6 protein-coding genes are annotated in these 17,391 nt (G+C 36.3%); 5 read left to right on the plus strand and 1 reads right to left on the minus strand.

Annotation, left to right across the window (positions count from 1 at the left end; all coding sequences use genetic code 11):
- The first annotated feature begins 232 nt into the window (after positions 1–232).
- From HYN56_RS14665 to HYN56_RS14685, 5 genes are all read left to right on the plus strand, one after another.
- The gene (locus tag HYN56_RS14665) at positions 233–10,606 is read left to right on the plus strand and encodes an Ig-like domain-containing protein (RefSeq protein ID WP_109192856.1); all 10,374 of its coding nucleotides are present in this window, start codon (positions 233–235) and stop codon (positions 10,604–10,606) included.
- Positions 10,607–10,653: 47 nt separating this feature from the next.
- Positions 10,654–11,586, plus strand: coding sequence for a PorP/SprF family type IX secretion system membrane protein (locus tag HYN56_RS14670; protein ID WP_109192857.1), 933 nt, complete (start codon positions 10,654–10,656; stop codon positions 11,584–11,586).
- A gap of 11 nt (positions 11,587–11,597) precedes the next feature.
- The gene (locus HYN56_RS14675; RefSeq protein WP_109192858.1) at positions 11,598–13,535 is read left to right on the plus strand and encodes an OmpA family protein; all 1,938 of its coding nucleotides are present in this window, start codon (positions 11,598–11,600) and stop codon (positions 13,533–13,535) included.
- 236 nt (positions 13,536–13,771) lie between these two features.
- Entirely contained in the window at positions 13,772–15,778 is a 2,007-nt protein-coding gene (gene ligA / locus HYN56_RS14680) for an NAD-dependent DNA ligase LigA (protein ID WP_109192859.1), read from the plus strand.
- On the plus strand, positions 15,765–16,457 hold the full coding sequence (locus HYN56_RS14685; RefSeq protein WP_109192860.1) for a lysoplasmalogenase family protein: 693 nt from the start codon (positions 15,765–15,767) through the stop codon (positions 16,455–16,457). The genes ligA and HYN56_RS14685 overlap by 14 nt, the downstream gene beginning before the upstream one ends.
- Here the strand turns inward: HYN56_RS14685 and HYN56_RS14690 are convergent.
- On the minus strand, positions 16,444–17,355 hold the full coding sequence (locus tag HYN56_RS14690) for a bifunctional metallophosphatase/5'-nucleotidase (protein ID WP_109194814.1): 912 nt from the start codon (positions 17,353–17,355) through the stop codon (positions 16,444–16,446). The genes HYN56_RS14685 and HYN56_RS14690 overlap by 14 nt on opposite strands.
- Positions 17,356–17,391 lie beyond the last annotated feature (36 nt).

Here is a 17,391-nt window from a genome sequence, read left to right on the forward strand (position 1 = left end):
TCGCAAAAGACTGAACAATTTTTACCTCAGAGAGGTAAGGTTTGTTCTCTGGCATATTTTGCTATGCCGAATTCAACATAATATTTTTTTAACGAAACTTAATTAGCAGACCTTATCTTAGGTTTAAAGATTTTGTTTTAACTGTTTGATTTTTAATTGATTGTTTAATTGCGTAGGTGCGTGCACTTACTGCAAGAGGTGTTTTATTGTCCATTTTCTAATCTTCCAAATTATGAAAAAAAACTTTACTTTTTGTAATCTCAAGTATCAAATGAGATTATTAGGACTTTTAACTTTATTCTTTTTATGCAATAATGCATTCTCTCAGACTATTTGTAGACCTGTGTCTCAGACCAATAGTACAGGAGGAGGGCTTTTGTGTTTAGGAGTAGATGTTAATAGTCCTGCCAACGCTTACGATAGCGCTGGCTTATCCACGTATGCGACCTTAACAAATGGTGTTGCGGTTCTTGGGTGTTTTGCAGAAGAAACATTGACTTTAAACCAAACAGCCCGGGCGGGTGACCAAGTTGCAATATATTTTGGTACAGGTAACGGATTGCTTGATTTAACTTTGTTATCAAGTGCAACGGTTCAAGCTAAAAATTCTGGGACTAATGTAGGTTCGAGTGTAGCTTTAAACAGTCCGCTTTTAAATTTAAATTTATTAAGCGGTAATACTGTTGCTGTTGCAAAATTTCCTATCACAGGTGATACCAACCAAATTCAAATTCAAGTTGGAGGTGGTTTGATAGCTCTTTTGACAAGTTTGAGGCTTTATGATGTTAGGTTAGAATTTGCGCAACCAACTGTAACGGGTGGTTTATCACAAACTGTTTGTGCCGGAATTCCAACTACTCTTACCGCAACACCCGCGGCAGGTACTACGTTGGCATGGTATAGTTCTGAGTTTTCTACCACAGCTTTAGCAGTAGGAAATACCTATACTACTCCTGCTTTAACATCAAATACTACATATTATATAGGAATAACCAGAGCTGCGGGTTGCGAAGGAAATGTTCGTGTGCCTGTGGTTTTAAATGTTTCTAATCCAGTTGCTCCGGCAATTAGCAATGTTGGTCTTAATGTTTGTTCTACTGGGGCGACCCAGCAAACGACTTTATCGGTTTTAAATCCGGTACCAGGTACAACTTATTCATGGTATGCTACAGCAACTGCTACAACTGCATTAGCAACAGGAAATACTTATTCGCCAACAGTTCCTTTGGGAACTACTTCATTTTATGTAGGAGCTTCTATTGGAAGTTGTGTTAGTTCCCGTACTCAGGTTAATGTTGCTTCGACAGCGGTACCAGCTACACCTACTGTTCTTACTCAAAGTGTGACTATACAATCTGGTCAGAATGCAACGTTAAACGCAACGACTTCTGAAGCAGGAGTACAATTAAATTGGTATGAAAATGCTACAGGCGGAACGGCGGTTGCGACAAATACAGCTACTTTTATTACACCAATTTTAACAGCGACTAAAACTTATTATGTTGAAGCACAGAGTCCAAATGGGAATTGTGTTAGTGCAACTAGAGTACCGGTTACTGTAACGGTTCAGCCATCAGCTTTAGGAGGATGTCTTGAAGCCAGTAGTCAGTCAACTACTCAAGTTGGTATATGTTTATTGTGTAATGCTACTAACTTAAATAATTCTGTAGATGGCAATCCTGCAACAGCTGCGACTTTAAGTGTTCCAGTGGGAGTTGCAGCATCAATACAGCAGACATTGCAATTTAACAATCCTGGAAAAGCAGGAGATATTGTTGATGTGGATCTTGAATTGCCAGGAGGTTTAGCCGATCTTACTTTATTAGGTGCTGTGAGTTTAGCAACTTATAATGGTGCAACCTATAATAATGATAGAGTAGCAATAACAAATCCTTTAATCACTTTACAATTATTATCTGGAAATCGCTTTAGAGCAAGTGTTACTGCCGGAGCTAATTTTGATCGTGTAGAAATTAGATTAGGAGCTGTGGCAGCCGTTTTATCAAGAGTCGATATTTATCAGGCAACTTATAGATATAAAGCACCAACTGTAACTGGGAATACAACAATTTGTAGTGGACAAACAGCTACATTAACAGCAGCTCTTGCTGTTGGTGAAACGGTTAATTGGTATAGTGCAGCTACTGGCGGAACTTCATTAGCTTCTACTGCAGCATTTACTACTCCTGTTTTAACAGCTTCAACTACTTATTATGTTCAAGTAACAAGAAATGGTTGTGTGAATAGTGAAAGAAACCCTGTTCAGGTTTCAGTAGATATTCCGGTAAATCCTATTGTTACTTTTTCTCCATCGACAATTTGTAGCGGACAATCTACGACTATAACTGTGCAGGCTCCGGTTGCTGGTACTACTTATAATTGGTATGATGCTGCTACTGGTGGAAATTTAGTATTTACGGGTAATTCATTTACAACTCCTGCTTTGTCGGTAAATACAGATTATTTTGTAGAAGCCGCTATTGGTGCTTGTGTTTCATCAGTACGTACACCAGTTAATTTACTTGTTAGTCCAGTGCCTGCAACACCAACATTTGCATCATCAGAATTAATTATTCATTCTGGGCAAACAATTACATTGGCGGTTCAAAATCCAGCAGGTGGTGTTCGATACAATTGGTACGATGTGCCAACAGGTGGTGCTTCGATTGCTTTTAATACAGCAACTTATACTCCTAGTCCAGCATTAACTGCTAATAAAACCTATTATGTTGAAGCTGTAAATGTTTTAACAGATTGTGCTAATTCTGTAAGAGGTGTAATTAATGTTACTGTAATTGCGAATACGAGCACTTGTTTACAAGCAGGTACAGAAATCTCTTCAAATGATGGTTTATTGTGCGTTTTATGTACGCCTACCAATCCAGGTTTCGCCGTTGATGGTAACATTAACACATTTTCACAACTTAGCGTACCAATTGGTGTGGGAGCTTATCTTCAACAGCAGTTGATTTTTGGAAATCCAGGACAGACGGGTGATATTATTGATGTTGATTTAGAAGTTCCTGGTGGCCTTCTTGATATTAGCGTTTTGTCTAATATTACTTTAGCGACTTACAATGGAGCAACTTATAATAATGACAGGATAGCAATAAATAATAACTTATTAAATATTCAATTATTATCCGGAAATAAATTTAAAGCAAGTTTTGTTGCAACAGCCCCATTTGATCGTGTTGAAGTTAGATTAGGAGGAACAGCAACATTATTAAGTAATTTATATATTTATCAGGCTGCATATCGATATCCAAATGCTACAATTACAGGAGCTGCAGCACCAATTTGTGCTGGACAAACAGCTAATTTATCTGTAACTCCAGTACCAGGAGAAATTTTTGAATGGTACGATTCTGCAACTGGCGGAAATCCTGTAACAGTGAATCCAACAGGACCATTAACAGCTACAACAACATACTACTTGCAATCAACACGTGGAACTTGTGTGAACAGTTTACGTCAAGCAGTTACGGTAAATGTCTTGCCAATTCCAACAGCGGCAAATATTGCAATAACAAGTCCAGTTGAAGCTACTTGTACAGGAACCGCTGTTTTAACTCCATCTTCTGCTATTGCGGGAGCTCAATTTAAATATTATACAGATCAGAATAAATCTCAGGAAATTGTAAATGGAACTACAATTGGAACGGTAACATTTGCAAAAGATGCTAATGGAGTGCTTAGTATTTCAGGTTTAGCTAGCGGAACTAATTATAATTATTTTATCTCTGCTGTTAATGGGGGTACTTGCGAAAACGTGAATGGTGATTTAAAACAAGTAACTATTAACTCTCCTTCAACAACGTCTTTAACGCTTATCACTACTCCTTTGCAAGCTTGTGGAAGCGCTAATTTGGCTAACGCAATCACTAATTTTGATTCAACCGTTACTTATACTTTTTATGATCCTTCAAATAATGTAATGACAGCAGATGCTGCAGCAAATGTAACAGTAAGTGGTATTTATTCTATAGAAGCACAGAGTCCTACAAGCACTTGTCCGTCAGCTAAGCAGTTTGTGACCGTGACAATTAATGAAGTGCCAACTCTAGTGGTAACTAATCCGCAAGAATCTGTAAATGTTGGAACTGATGTTGTATTAAATGCTACTTCTACAGGAACCATTACATGGTTTAATCCGCAAGGAGTTGCAATTGCAGGCCCTCCGTTTACAACTGGACCGTTAAATGTTCCGGGAGTTTACACTTATACTGCTGTAGCAACTATTGGGACTTGTACTACTACCACAACTAAAATAATCAATGTAATAGACCTTACAAGTTGTCAAAACTTAACAGAACGAGTTTATGCTACAGGACAAACGAAAGGTTCTATAATTACAGGGGATGTTTCAAATGAACCAAATGCGGTCGATGGAAACCCTCAGACATTTTCAACAATCACGACAGGTTTAGGACTTTTAGGTATTGGGACAACGTGGCAAAATTTAACTTGGTCAACAACTATTGCTAAAGGAACTCCGGTTACTGTAAAATTAGGTTCTGAATACAGTTTATTAGCTGTTGGTCAGAATTTATCAGTAGTAGGGACAAGAAATGGCAATCTTATTGGTACGGGACAGCCAGTATCAGGATCATTATTAAATTTACTTTCAGGAGATAATACTTATGAGTTTACATTTGTTCCTTCAGATGCTTCCGGTCCACAAGATTATGATGGCATTCGTATTGTATCTTCTTCAGTTTTAAGTGTTGCTCAAAATACAAAAGTCTTTGATGCTCATTATAATAAACCAGTTACTGCTGTAACTTGTACTCCAGGAGATATTCAGGATATTTTTTATGGTGCAACAGATATAAATCTTCCTGTGGGGGCAGCAACTGCTTTAATAGGAGTAAGTGATGCTTGGAATGTTGCTGATAATGACGTAACAACTTTTGCTACAATGTACAGTGGAGTTGGAGTTGCGGCAGCTGCAGATTTAACGGTGCAATTTAAAACACCATCTGTTATTAGCGATACTTTAAGAATTGTGGTTTCAAAACCAGGAACTCTTTTAAGCGTGAATCTGCTTACAGGATTTTCAGTTCAACGTTATTTAGGAAATGTAGCAGTTGGTGCTCCAATTCAAAACACTAGTACTTTATTAAGCATAAAATTATTGCCAGGAAATACATTGGCAATGGTACTAGTATCTTCTCCAACAGAAATTTATGATAGAGTTAGAATCCGTTTAGGAGGTGTTGCTGGAGTGTTAGATTTCTTAAGAGTTCATACTGTAGAAAGAACAGCTAATACCACAGTTATTGGTGCAGATCCGCAGAATAAAATTACGGTCTGTCCAGGAACCGAGATTGAACTTCAAATTCCCGAAGTCGCTTGTTCGACTTATCGATGGTATGACGCAGAGACAGGAGGAAATTTAGTGGCTACTGGACCTACTTTTACAGTGCCGGATAATTTAACAACAGGTATTTACAGATATTATGTGCAGCCAGTAAGATATGGTTGTGAAAATTATGCAAGAGGTGAAGTAACTGTTGAGGTAAAAGCTTCTTCTCCGGTAAATGCTTTAACAGATATTACGCTAAATGGAGGAACTGCCACATCAATTTGTTCTCCTTTCGGAACAGTAACTCTGGCTACTGGTTTAAGTGGAACACCAGTTTTAACTAATCCGGTTTACCACTGGTATAGCCTTAATGGAGCAACTCATCAGTTGATTCCGGGTGAGACGACAGCACAATTAGTTGTAAACGGACTAGCTCCCGGAACTTACACTTATTATGTTGGAGTAAGTTCTGATCAATTCTGTGAGACTACAGAAGCAAATAGAAAACAAATTACGTTTACTATTCTGCCTCCTTCAACAATGAATAATATTTTGGTAGATGATGTAACAGTTTGTCATAGTACACCTGCATCATTAACACCAACTGCACCTTCATTAAGTAGTGCGGTGTTTACATGGTATTTAGATGCTAATAAAACACAACCAATTACTAATGGTTCTGTTATAGCAGGAGTAACTTATGTAATTGATGCTGCAGGTGTATTAACGGCTACAGGATTAACAAAAGCACAGAGTCCAATTACGTATTATGTGGCTGTTTCAAGTACTAATACTTGTGAGAATCTTGCGGGTACTCTACAAGATGCAGTAATCATGATTAGCGATCCCAATACGCCAACTACAACAGATACAACACAAGATTTCTGTTTAGAAGATAATCCAACAATTGCAAGCATTCAGGTAAATGAAACTAATGTTGTCTGGTATAATGTAGCAACAGGCGGAACGCCACTGGCATCAACTGCGGCTTTATCAAGCGGTATTTATTATGCGGCAGCGACAGATGCGATTACAGGTTGTGAGAGTAGTGTAAGGCTAGCTATTACAATTTCAGTTAATGATCCTGGAACTCCAACCACAACAGATACAACACAAGATTTCTGTTTAGTAAATACTCCGACATTTGCAAGTATTCAGACAAATGAAACTAATGTAGTCTGGTATGCAACTGCAACAGGCGGAACAGCAATTCCGGCAGCAACAGCTTTAACAAGCGGAACTTACTATGCTGCATTATTAGATGCAACAACAGGTTGTGAAAGTTTAGTGAGATTACAAGTTGCGGTAAGTGTAACAGATCCTGCAACACCGACAACAACAGATACAACACAAGATTTCTGTTTAGTAAATGCTCCAACTTTTGCTAGTATTCAGACAAACGAAACCAATGTAGTTTGGTATGATGTTCCAACAGGTGGAACAGCAATTGCATCGACAACAGCTTTGACAAGCGGAATATACTATGCTGCATTATTGGATGCGACAACAGGGTGTGAAAGTTCAGTGAGATTAGCTGTAACGATTACAGTTTCTGATCCTGGAACGCCAACAACAACAGATGCAACACAAGATTTCTGTTTAGTAAATGCTCCAACATTTGCAAGTATTCAAACAAATGAAACAAATATAGTTTGGTATGATGCTCCAACAGGCGGAACGGCAATTCCTTCTGCAACAGCTTTAACAAGTGGAACATATTATGCAGCTTTAACAGATGCAGCTACAGGTTGCGAAAGTGCAACAAGATTGATGGTTGCGGTTACTGTTTCAGATCCTGGAACTCCAACAACAACAGATACAACACAAGATTTCTGTTTAGTAAATACTCCGACATTTGCAAGTATTCAGACAAACGAAACTAACGTAGTTTGGTATACAACAGCAACAGGTGGAACAGCAATTCCTGCTACAACAGCCTTAACAAGCGGAACATACTATGCTGCATTATTAGATGCAACAACAGGATGTGAAAGTGCTACCAGACTAATGGTTGCAGTTACTGTATCAGATCCTGGAACACCAACCACAACAGATGCAACACAAGATTTCTGTTTAGTAAATGCTCCAACTTTTGCAAGTATTCAGACAAACGAAACCAATGTAGTTTGGTATGATGCTCCAACAGGTGGAACAGCAATTGCATCGACAACAGCTTTAACAAGCGGTACATATTATGCTGCATTATTAGATGCAACAACAAGTTGTGAAAGTGCAACAAGATTGATGGTTGCGATTACTGTTTCAGATCCTGGTACTCCAACCACCACAGATGCAACACAGGATTTCTGTTTAGTAAATGCTCCAACATTTGCGAGTATTCAAACAAACGAAACTAATGTAGTTTGGTATGCAACAGCAACAGGCGGAACATCAATTCCGGCTACGACAGCTTTGACAAGTGGAACATACTATGCAGCTTTAACAGATGCAGGGACAGGTTGTGAAAGCGCTACCAGATTGATGGTTGCCGTTACAGTTTCAGATCCTGGAACACCAACTACGACAGATACCACACAAGATTTCTGTTTAGTAAATGCTCCGACATTTGCGAGTATTCAAACCAACGAAACGAATGTGGTTTGGTATAATGCTGCAACAGGAGGAACAGCAATTCCTTCAACAACAACACTAACAAGTGGAACATATTACGCATCATTATTGGATGCTACGACAGGTTGTGAAAGTTTAGTGAGATTGCAAGTTGCAGTAAGCGTAACAGATCCTGCAACACCGACAACAGCAGATACAACACAGGATTTCTGTTTAGTAAATGCTCCAACATTTGCAAGTATTCAGACTAATGAAACAAATGTGGTTTGGTATAATGTTGCAACTGGAGGAACAGCAATTCCATCTGCAACAGCTTTAACAAGCGGAACCTATTATGCTGCATTATTAGATGCTGTAACTGGTTGTGAAAGTTCAGTGAGACTAGTTGTAACAATTACAGTTTCAGATCCTGGAACTCCAACTACTGTAGATGCAACACAAGATTTCTGTTTAGTAAATGCTCCAACATTTGCGAGTATTCAAACAAACGAAACTAATGTAGTTTGGTATGCAACAGCAACAGGTGGAACAGCAATTCCGGCTACGACAGCCTTAACAAGTGGAACATATTATGCAGCTTTAACAGATGCAACAACAGGTTGTGAAAGTGCAACAAGATTAATGGTTGCAGTTACAGTTTCAGATCCTGGAACTCCAACTACTGCAGATGCAACACAAGATTTTTGTTTAGTAAATGCTCCGACATTTGCAAGTATTCAGACAAACGAAACTAATGTAGTTTGGTATGCAACAGCAACAGGCGGAACAGCAATTCCTGCAACAACAGCTTTAACAAGCGGAACCTATTACGCTGCGTTATTAGATGCAACGACAGGTTGCCAAAGTTCAGTAAGATTACAAGTTGCGGTGAGTGTAACAGATCCTGCTACACCAACAACAAATGCAGCAACACAAACTTTCTGTTCCGGAACAAACCCAACAGTTGCTAATATTCAGGTAAATGAAAGCAATGTAGTTTGGTATACAACACAAACTGGTGGAACTGTTTTAGCTTCAACAGCTGCATTAACAACAGCTACTTATTTTGGAGCTATAAAAGATCCGGTAACAGGTTGTGAAAGTAGTGTAAGATTACAAGTAGCAGTTACAGTTGGAAATACTATAAATCCAACAACTAACAATGCAACACAAACTTTCTGTTCTACTTCTGCTCCTACAATAGCTAACATTCAGGTAAACGAAAGTAATGTAACCTGGTATACAGCAGCTACAGGAGGAACAGCACTACCAGCAGGTACATTATTAATGTCCGGAGTTTATTACGGAAATATTGTTGATGCGGCAACAGCTTGTGAAAGTACAACTCGTTTACAAGTAACTGTTACAGTTGTCAACCCAAGTGCGACACCAACGACTAATAACGCTACTCAAAATTTCTGTACGCTTAATTCGCCAACAGTTGCTAATATTCAAGTAAATGAAGCAAATGTAGTTTGGTATACCACAGCAACAGGAGGAACAGCACTTGCGGCTACAACTGCACTTACAACAGGTATTTATTATGGAGCGGTTTCTAGTGCAATTGGTTGTGAAAATCCGGTTAGACTTGCGGTTACCGTAAATGTAAATGCTCCTGGAGTAATTACAACTCCAAGAACAGCTCAGACGTTCTGTTTGTCAGCTTTGCCAACATTAGCTAGTATTTTAGTAAATGAAGCAAATGTGGTTTGGTATACTACAGCAACTGGAGGAACACCATTAGCTACTAATACACCGCTTACAGCAACAACATATTATGCTGGAGCTTTGGCTAACACAACTAATGGTTGTGATAACGGACCAAGATTAGCGATAACTGTTTCGTTTGAAAATGATGCGGCTTATCAAATTGCAACAACAGATGATACTCCTTGTGTATTCAAAGGGGTGACATATTCAATTGCAAATGGAAAATCGGATTATGTATGGACTATTAACGGAGGTACAATTGTAACCGGAGGAGGTTCTGCAGATGGATCTGTTACAGTTTCCTGGTCAGACGTAGGCCCTGGAACAGTTAGCGTTACTTATACCAATACTTGTGATGAAAGAACAACCAAAACATTAAATGTTAGTGTAACAAGCTGTTCAGATTTAACAATCACTCATACAGTTGATAATCCAACTCCAAATTTTGGTGATCAGGTGACCTTTACGATTACGGTTAACAATGTTGGAGAAGGTGATTTCATAAATACTATTGTAAGTGATCTACTTCCAAGCGGTTTAGAATTAGTTAGCTCATCTGCTACATCGGGAACATACGATCCAAATACACAGCTTTGGACAATTCCTAGACTAAATGCAGGACAAAGCGTGGTATTGACAATCGTTGCACAAGTATTGCCTAATGGAAATTATACCGTCGTTGCAACAGTTGAAACTTCAACTCCTTTAGATGTTGATCCATCAAATAATTCAGCTTCAGTTACATTAGAACCAATTTGTTTGACAGTTTACAATGAGTTTACGCCAAATAATGACGGAAAAAATGATCTGTTCAGAATTGATTGTATCGAATCTTATCCAAACAATGAGTTGAAAGTATTTAACAGATACGGAGCATTAGTGTACAGTAAAACGCACTATGAAAATGATTGGGACGGAACAGCAAATGTATCCGGAGTTATTAATAGAGGGGATATGTTGCCAACAGGTACTTATTTTTATGTGATCACCATTGGAGATGGAACGGTTAAAAAAGGCTGGTTGTCTATTATGAGATAATCCACTTCTATTAATCATCTAATTAACTAAACTAAATAAGTATCGTTATGAAACTATATATAAAATCACTAGAAACATATTTCGTTTTAATATGTTCTTTTATTACGGTTTGTGCGACAGCGCAACAGGATCCTCAGTATACACAGTATATGTATAATACTATGGCGGTAAATCCAGCTTATGCTGGATCTACCGGAACCATAGAAGCAGCACTTTTATATCGTTCTCAGTGGATTGGAATTGATGGCGCTCCGGAAACGCAGTCTTTCTCAATTCATTCACCACTTAGAAACGAAAAAATCGGATTAGGATTAAGTGTTGTTAATGATAAAATTGGACCTTCTGATGAATTATATTTTGATGGAAACTTCTCTTATTCATTGCCTTTAGGATATGAAAAAAGACTTGCTTTTGGTTTAAAAGCCGGAGCAAGAATGCTGAACATCGATTGGTCAAAAGGAAGGTATTATGATAAAGATGATGTTTTGTTAAATCAGAACATTAACAATCAAATGAAATTAGCGGTTGGAGCGGGAATTTACTATTACACAGATAAATGGTATGTAGGGCTTTCAGTTCCAAGTTTTATTAGAAATGATTACTACGATGATGTTCAGGAATCTATAGATTATGATCGTCTGCATTACTTTTTAATGGGAGGTTATGTTTTTGATTTGAATCCAAATTTGAAATTCAAACCTGCATTTTTAGTAAAAGCAGTAAGCGGAGCACCACTTACAGCAGATATATCAGCAAATTTTATGATTCAGGAAAAATTTGTCATAGGAGGAGCATATCGAACAGATGATTCTGTGAGTATACTGGCAGGTTTTCAAATTGCACCAAGTTTTTATCTCGGATATGCATTTGATTACACTGTAAGTCAATTGAATAAATACAATGATGGTTCTCATGAGATCATCTTGCGTTATCAATTCGTGAAAAATCAAAGCAAAATCAAATCTCCTCGATTCTTCTAAAACTAAAACCTATGAGAAAACTATATATCCTGAGTTTAATTTTGAGCGTTACGTTTAGTTTCGCTCAAAAAACTAATTTGAAGCAGGCCGACGCGTTGTTTAGAAACTTCGCTTATCTGGATGCTTCCAAAGCTTATGAGGAATGTTTGCAAAACATCAAAAATCCGTCAGCTCAGACCCTGAAAAATGCTGCCGATTCCTATTATTTCATTTCAGATTCCAGAAATGCATTAAAATGGTATCGAAAACTATATGAAGCACAAGGAAACAACCTAACTGATATTTACTATCTGCGTTATATACAATCGATGAAAGCCGTTATGGATTATGACGAGGCAGATAGAGTTACTAAGGAATATTTAGATAAAAAAGGAGATAAAAAAGAGATCAATCGTTATGTTGCTCAAAAGCAATATATGGATAGTTTAGCAAAAGCAAAACCTCTTTACACCATCAAAAATTTAGATATCAATACTAGTAAATCAGATTTTGGAGCTACTTTTTTCAAAGATCAGGTTGTGTTTTCTTCGGCTCGTGATACCACGAAGTTTAGCGAAAAACTCTATACCTGGAACAATCAGCCTTTTTTGAGCTTGTATTTAGCTGAAAGAAACCCTGCTGATGGAAGTCTGTTCAACGAAACTGTTTTTTTGCCAAACGTAATGACAAAATATCATGAAGCAACAGCTAGTTTTGATAGTCAGGGAAAAACCATTTATTATTCAACAAATATTGTAAAGAAAAATAAATTGGTCGTGGATGAAGCTAAAGTCAATAATTTTCAAATTATTAAAGGGTCAGTTGTTGATAATAAACTAGAAAATCCGGAGAAAGTATTTTTTGACAATGATGATTATTCAGTTGGACATCCTTCTATTAGTGAAGACGGACAATGGCTTTTCTTCGCCTCAGATATGCCGGGCGGATTTGGAGAAACGGACTTGTATGTAGTAAAAATTGCCGGCGACGGAACAATGAGTTCTCCGTTAAATTTAGGTCCAACGATCAATACAATTGGTAACGAAGTATTTCCATTTTATCAAAACGGAGTTTTATACTTCTCCTCTGATGGGCATTATGGAATGGGAGATTTAGATGTTTACGAAAGTAAATTTCTTCCTGATGGAAACTTTACCGTTCCCAGAAATTTAGGAGCACCTGTAAACAGTAACAAAGACGATTTTTCTTTTGTAATTAACAAAGCAGATACATACGGTTATTTTTCTTCTAACAGAGCGGGAGGAAAAGGAGATGATGATATTTATTCTTTTGTAAAAGGAAAACCGGTATGTAATCAAAGTATTTCCGGGATTGCTGTAGATCGTAAAACTAAAAAACCTTTGACGGATGTAACAATACTAGCATATAATTCTTTTAGTGAAGTTTTAGGTGAAACTAAAACAAATTTTGATGGGAAATATGCAATAGAAGTTCCTTGTAATAAAATGGTAAAAATGATTGCAGCAAAACCAAATTATAGCAGTGATGAAAAAACGGTTGAAACAACTGGCAATAACGGTGGAGAAATTACAAATGTAAATTTTGAATTAAGCAATTATGATGACTTAGTTGTCAAAAAACAAGGAGTAGAAAAAGTAGATGTAAACCCAATTTATTTTGACTACGATAAATATGATATTACTCCTAAAGCAATTGAAGAATTGACTAAAGTAGTTTTCATTATGCAGAAGTTTCCAAACATCAGAATCAAAATTGAATCACACACAGATTCTCGAGGGAAAGATTCTTATAATTTGAAATTGTCTGACAATAGAGCTAAATCGACTCGAGATTATATCTTGTCACAAGGTATTGATCCTTCTCGTATTGAAAGTGCAATTGGTTATGGCGAAAGCCGACTAATCAATAAATGTAAAAATGGTGTAAAATGTACAGAAGAAGAACACGTTTTAAATAGACGTTCGGATTTTATCATTATTCAAAAATAGTTTTATATTTGTGCTGTAATTGTTTGATTATCAGTTTAAAAATATATAACGTCGAAACCATTTGGAAGTTGGTTTTTTTAATTCTTTTTTAAGAATAATGGACAAGGAGAAAATCAGGCTGCATGAACTTGCAGTCTGATTTTTGATTTTTTAAAACTTTCATATTTTATGCTTTTGAACAAAAAATGTTCTAATTTTGATATTCAGTTTATCACTATTATAATTTACAGAATTTTATGAGCATTCAAGAGACTATTCAAACATTACGAAATGAACTTAACCAACACAATTACAACTATTATGTGTTAGACAATGCCACAATTTCTGATTATGATTTTGATATAAAACTGAAAGAACTTCAGGATTTAGAAAATAAACATCCGGAGTTTTTTGATGAAAATTCGCCAACACAAAGAGTAGGCGGAGCTGTTACAAAAAATTTTAAAACAGTTGCGCATCAATACAGAATGTATTCATTAGATAATTCTTATTCTAAAGAAGATCTTTTGGATTGGGAAAATCGTATTCAAAGAGTTTTAGGAAATGTGAATTTGCAATATACATGTGAATTAAAATATGACGGAGCCTCAATCAGTATTACTTACGAAAACGGAAAATTGGTTCAGGCCCTAACTCGTGGTGACGGTTTTCAGGGCGATGAGGTAACAACAAATATTAAAACTATAAAGTCGGTTCCTTTACATTTAAAAGGTAATTATCCTGATAAATTTGACATTCGAGGAGAAATTATCCTGCCTTTTAAAGGTTTTGAAAAAATGAATCAGGAATTAATCGAAATAGGTGAGACGCCTTATTCAAATCCTAGAAACACGGCTTCAGGAAGTTTAAAACTTCAAGATAGTGCTGAGGTTGCAAAACGTCCATTGGAATGTTTGTTGTATTTTGTTACAGGAAATAATTTACCGTTTAAATCTCAGTTCGAAGGTTTGGAATCAGCGAGAAGCTGGGGATTTAAAGTACCAAATGAAGCCAAATTAGTCAATAATATGAATGAAGTTTTTGACTTTATCGACTATTGGGACGTACATCGTCATAATCTTCCTTATGAAACAGATGGTGTTGTTATAAAAGTAAATAGCATTCAGCATCAGGAAGAGTTAGGTTATACTGCAAAATCGCCGCGTTGGGCAATAGCCTATAAATTTAAGTCGGAGCAGGTTTCCACTAAATTAAAATCAATTTCTTATCAGGTGGGTAGAACTGGAGCTATTACGCCTGTTGCCAATTTAGAACCTGTACAGCTCGCGGGAACGATTGTAAAAAGAGCCTCTCTTCACAATGCAGATCAGATTGAGAAACTGGATATTAGAATAAATGATACTGTTTTTGTAGAAAAAGGAGGAGAAATTATCCCAAAAATTATTGCAGTAGATTTAGAAAAACGTCCTGAAAATTCAGAACCAACACATTATATTTCTTATTGTCCTGAATGTCATACGGAATTGGTTAGAAATGTTGGAGAAGCGAATCATTATTGTCCAAATTTTTATGGATGTCCTCCGCAGATTATCGGAAGAATTCAGCATTATATTTCCAGAAAAGCGATGGATATCGAAGGTCTTGGCGGAGAAACCGTTGCCTTGCTATTCAAGAATGGTTTAGTTCATAATTATGCTGATTTATACGAATTGAAAGTAGAAGACATTCTGCATTTAGAAAGAATGGCTCAGAAATCGGCTGAAAATCTGGTGAATGGCGTTCAGAAATCAAAAGAAATTCCTTTTGGAAGTGTATTATTTGCATTAGGAATTCGATTTGTCGGAGAAACAGTAGCTAAAAAATTAGCGAAACATTATAAAAATATAGACGCTTTAAGCCAAGCTTCTTTAATGGATTTAATTTTAGTTGATGAAATTGGTGAAAGAATTGCAAAAAGCGTTATCGAATTCTTTGAAAACGAAGAAAATAAAATCATTATAGAACGTCTAAAAAGTTACGGAATACAATTTCAAATTGTAGAAAAAATCAACCCAAATGCTACCGAGAAATTTATTGGTAAAACTTTTGTAGTTTCAGGAGTTTTCAGCCAATTTTCAAGAGATGAATTAAAGAAAGCGATAGAAGATAATGGGGGGAAAGTAGGAAGTTCTATTTCTGCAAAAACCGACTTTGTCGTTGCGGGAGATAATATGGGGCCGGCTAAATTAGAAAAAGCAACTAAATTAAATATACCTATATTATCGGAAGAAGATTTTATAAACAAATTAAATGAAAGCGAATAAACCGTCGTTAATTTTGTTTTTTTTCGCCTTGTTGTGTACCATCATTTTTGATTGGGCACAACAGGACTTTTTTGCGACTTATGCCAAAGCGATTGTGCTCCCTGCTATTTTTATTTACTTTTTAATCAGTAGTGAATTTCAAATTGGAAAAACCGAGGGAGTAATTTTCTTTTTCTGCTTTATCGGACAAGTTTACGATTTAATGGATATCGAAACTTCAGAACTTGGAGGAGTTATCTGTTTTTTGATTGTTTATCTTCTAATTATAAAAATATTTATCGCTGAACATGATAGAATAAAATTGACAAAACGGGACATTTTACCAATTTCCATAGTGGTAGTTTTTATCGTCTATTTGTTGATTTCTGTTTTGAGTTTACAGCTTGATAATATGAAGAAATTCAACTTGCTGTATACTTTTTATGGTATTGTTTTAAGTATAATGAGTTATTTCTGTTTTGTAAGTTATATCACAAAAGGAACTCATATCACACTATTAATGTCTTTAATGGCAATAAGCTACATTTTCTCAGACATCTTTTATATTTTCAACGAATATTTCTCGTATTCTATCGTTTTGGTTTTAATAAGAGATGTAACTCAAATTCTGGCTTATTTCTTTATGGTAGAATACTTTTTAGAAAAAGCCAGAATTCAAAAGAAACCTATACAACAATAGTTGTTCCTTGGTTGGTATGAGCTTTGTCTTTATCAAAGTAAAAGTCAATACGACCTAAATTGATTCCGTAGCATCCCACTTGATTTACCAGAACATCTTTACCGGCTTTGTTCTTTACAACAGTTGGCTTGTCTAAGAAAGTGTGAGTATGTCCTCCAATAATCAAATCAATATCCTGAGTTTGCTCAGCAAATTTCAAATCACTGATTTTTTCAGGATCATCTTTGTATTTATAACCTAAATGCGAAAGACAAATTACCAAATCACATTTTTGTTCGTGTTTTAAAAGTTTGGTCATATCGTGAGCGATTTCAACAGGATTGTTATAAACCGTTTCTAAATATAATTTTTTATCTACTAATCCTTGTAATTCAATTCCAACACCAAAAACGCCAACTTTAATCCCGTTTTTATTGAAGATTTTATAAGGCTTCACATGTCCGTCCATAACGGTATTTTTGAAATCGTAATTGGAGTTGATGAAATCAAAAGTAGCGTGCGGAAGTTGAGCATATAATCCATCCAAACCATTGTCAAAATCATGATTTCCAATAGTTGAAGCATCATATTTCATCATACTCATTAATTTGAACTCCAATTCGCCTCCGTAATAATTGAAATAAGGAGTTCCCTGAAAAATGTCACCAGCGTCTAATAAAAGAACATTTGGATTTTCTTTACGAATGCTTTCAATTAAAGTAGCACGACGAGAAACCCCGCCTTTATTAGGATTACGCGGATCATCAGCAGGAAAAGGATCGATATGACTGTGCACATCGTTAGTATGTAGAATAGTTAAATGTTTAATATCGTTAGTTCCAAAACTGCTCAAAGACAATCCTAAACTTAGTAGGGCAGTACTTGCTGCTGTTTTTTCGATAAACTCTCTTCTTTTCATTTTGTATATTTTTTTGCCTAAGCTATGTAGTTTGAT

This window comes from Flavobacterium crocinum, from assembly GCF_003122385.1.
GTDB lineage: Bacteria > Bacteroidota > Bacteroidia > Flavobacteriales > Flavobacteriaceae > Flavobacterium > Flavobacterium crocinum.

What these genes read in the sequence shown, in the direction of transcription:
- HYN56_RS14665 (WP_109192856.1), top strand. Translation starts at nt 233, where the DNA reads ATGAAAAAAAACTTTACTTTTTGTAATCTCAAGTATCAAATGAGATTA.
- HYN56_RS14670 (WP_109192857.1), top strand. Translation starts at nt 10,654, where the DNA reads ATGAAACTATATATAAAATCACTAGAAACATATTTCGTTTTAATATGT.
- HYN56_RS14675 (WP_109192858.1), top strand. Translation starts at nt 11,598, where the DNA reads ATGAGAAAACTATATATCCTGAGTTTAATTTTGAGCGTTACGTTTAGT.
- ligA (WP_109192859.1), top strand. Translation starts at nt 13,772, where the DNA reads ATGAGCATTCAAGAGACTATTCAAACATTACGAAATGAACTTAACCAA.
- HYN56_RS14685 (WP_109192860.1), top strand. Translation starts at nt 15,765, where the DNA reads ATGAAAGCGAATAAACCGTCGTTAATTTTGTTTTTTTTCGCCTTGTTG.
- HYN56_RS14690 (WP_109194814.1), bottom strand. Translation starts at nt 17,355, where the DNA reads ATGAAAAGAAGAGAGTTTATCGAAAAAACAGCAGCAAGTACTGCCCTA.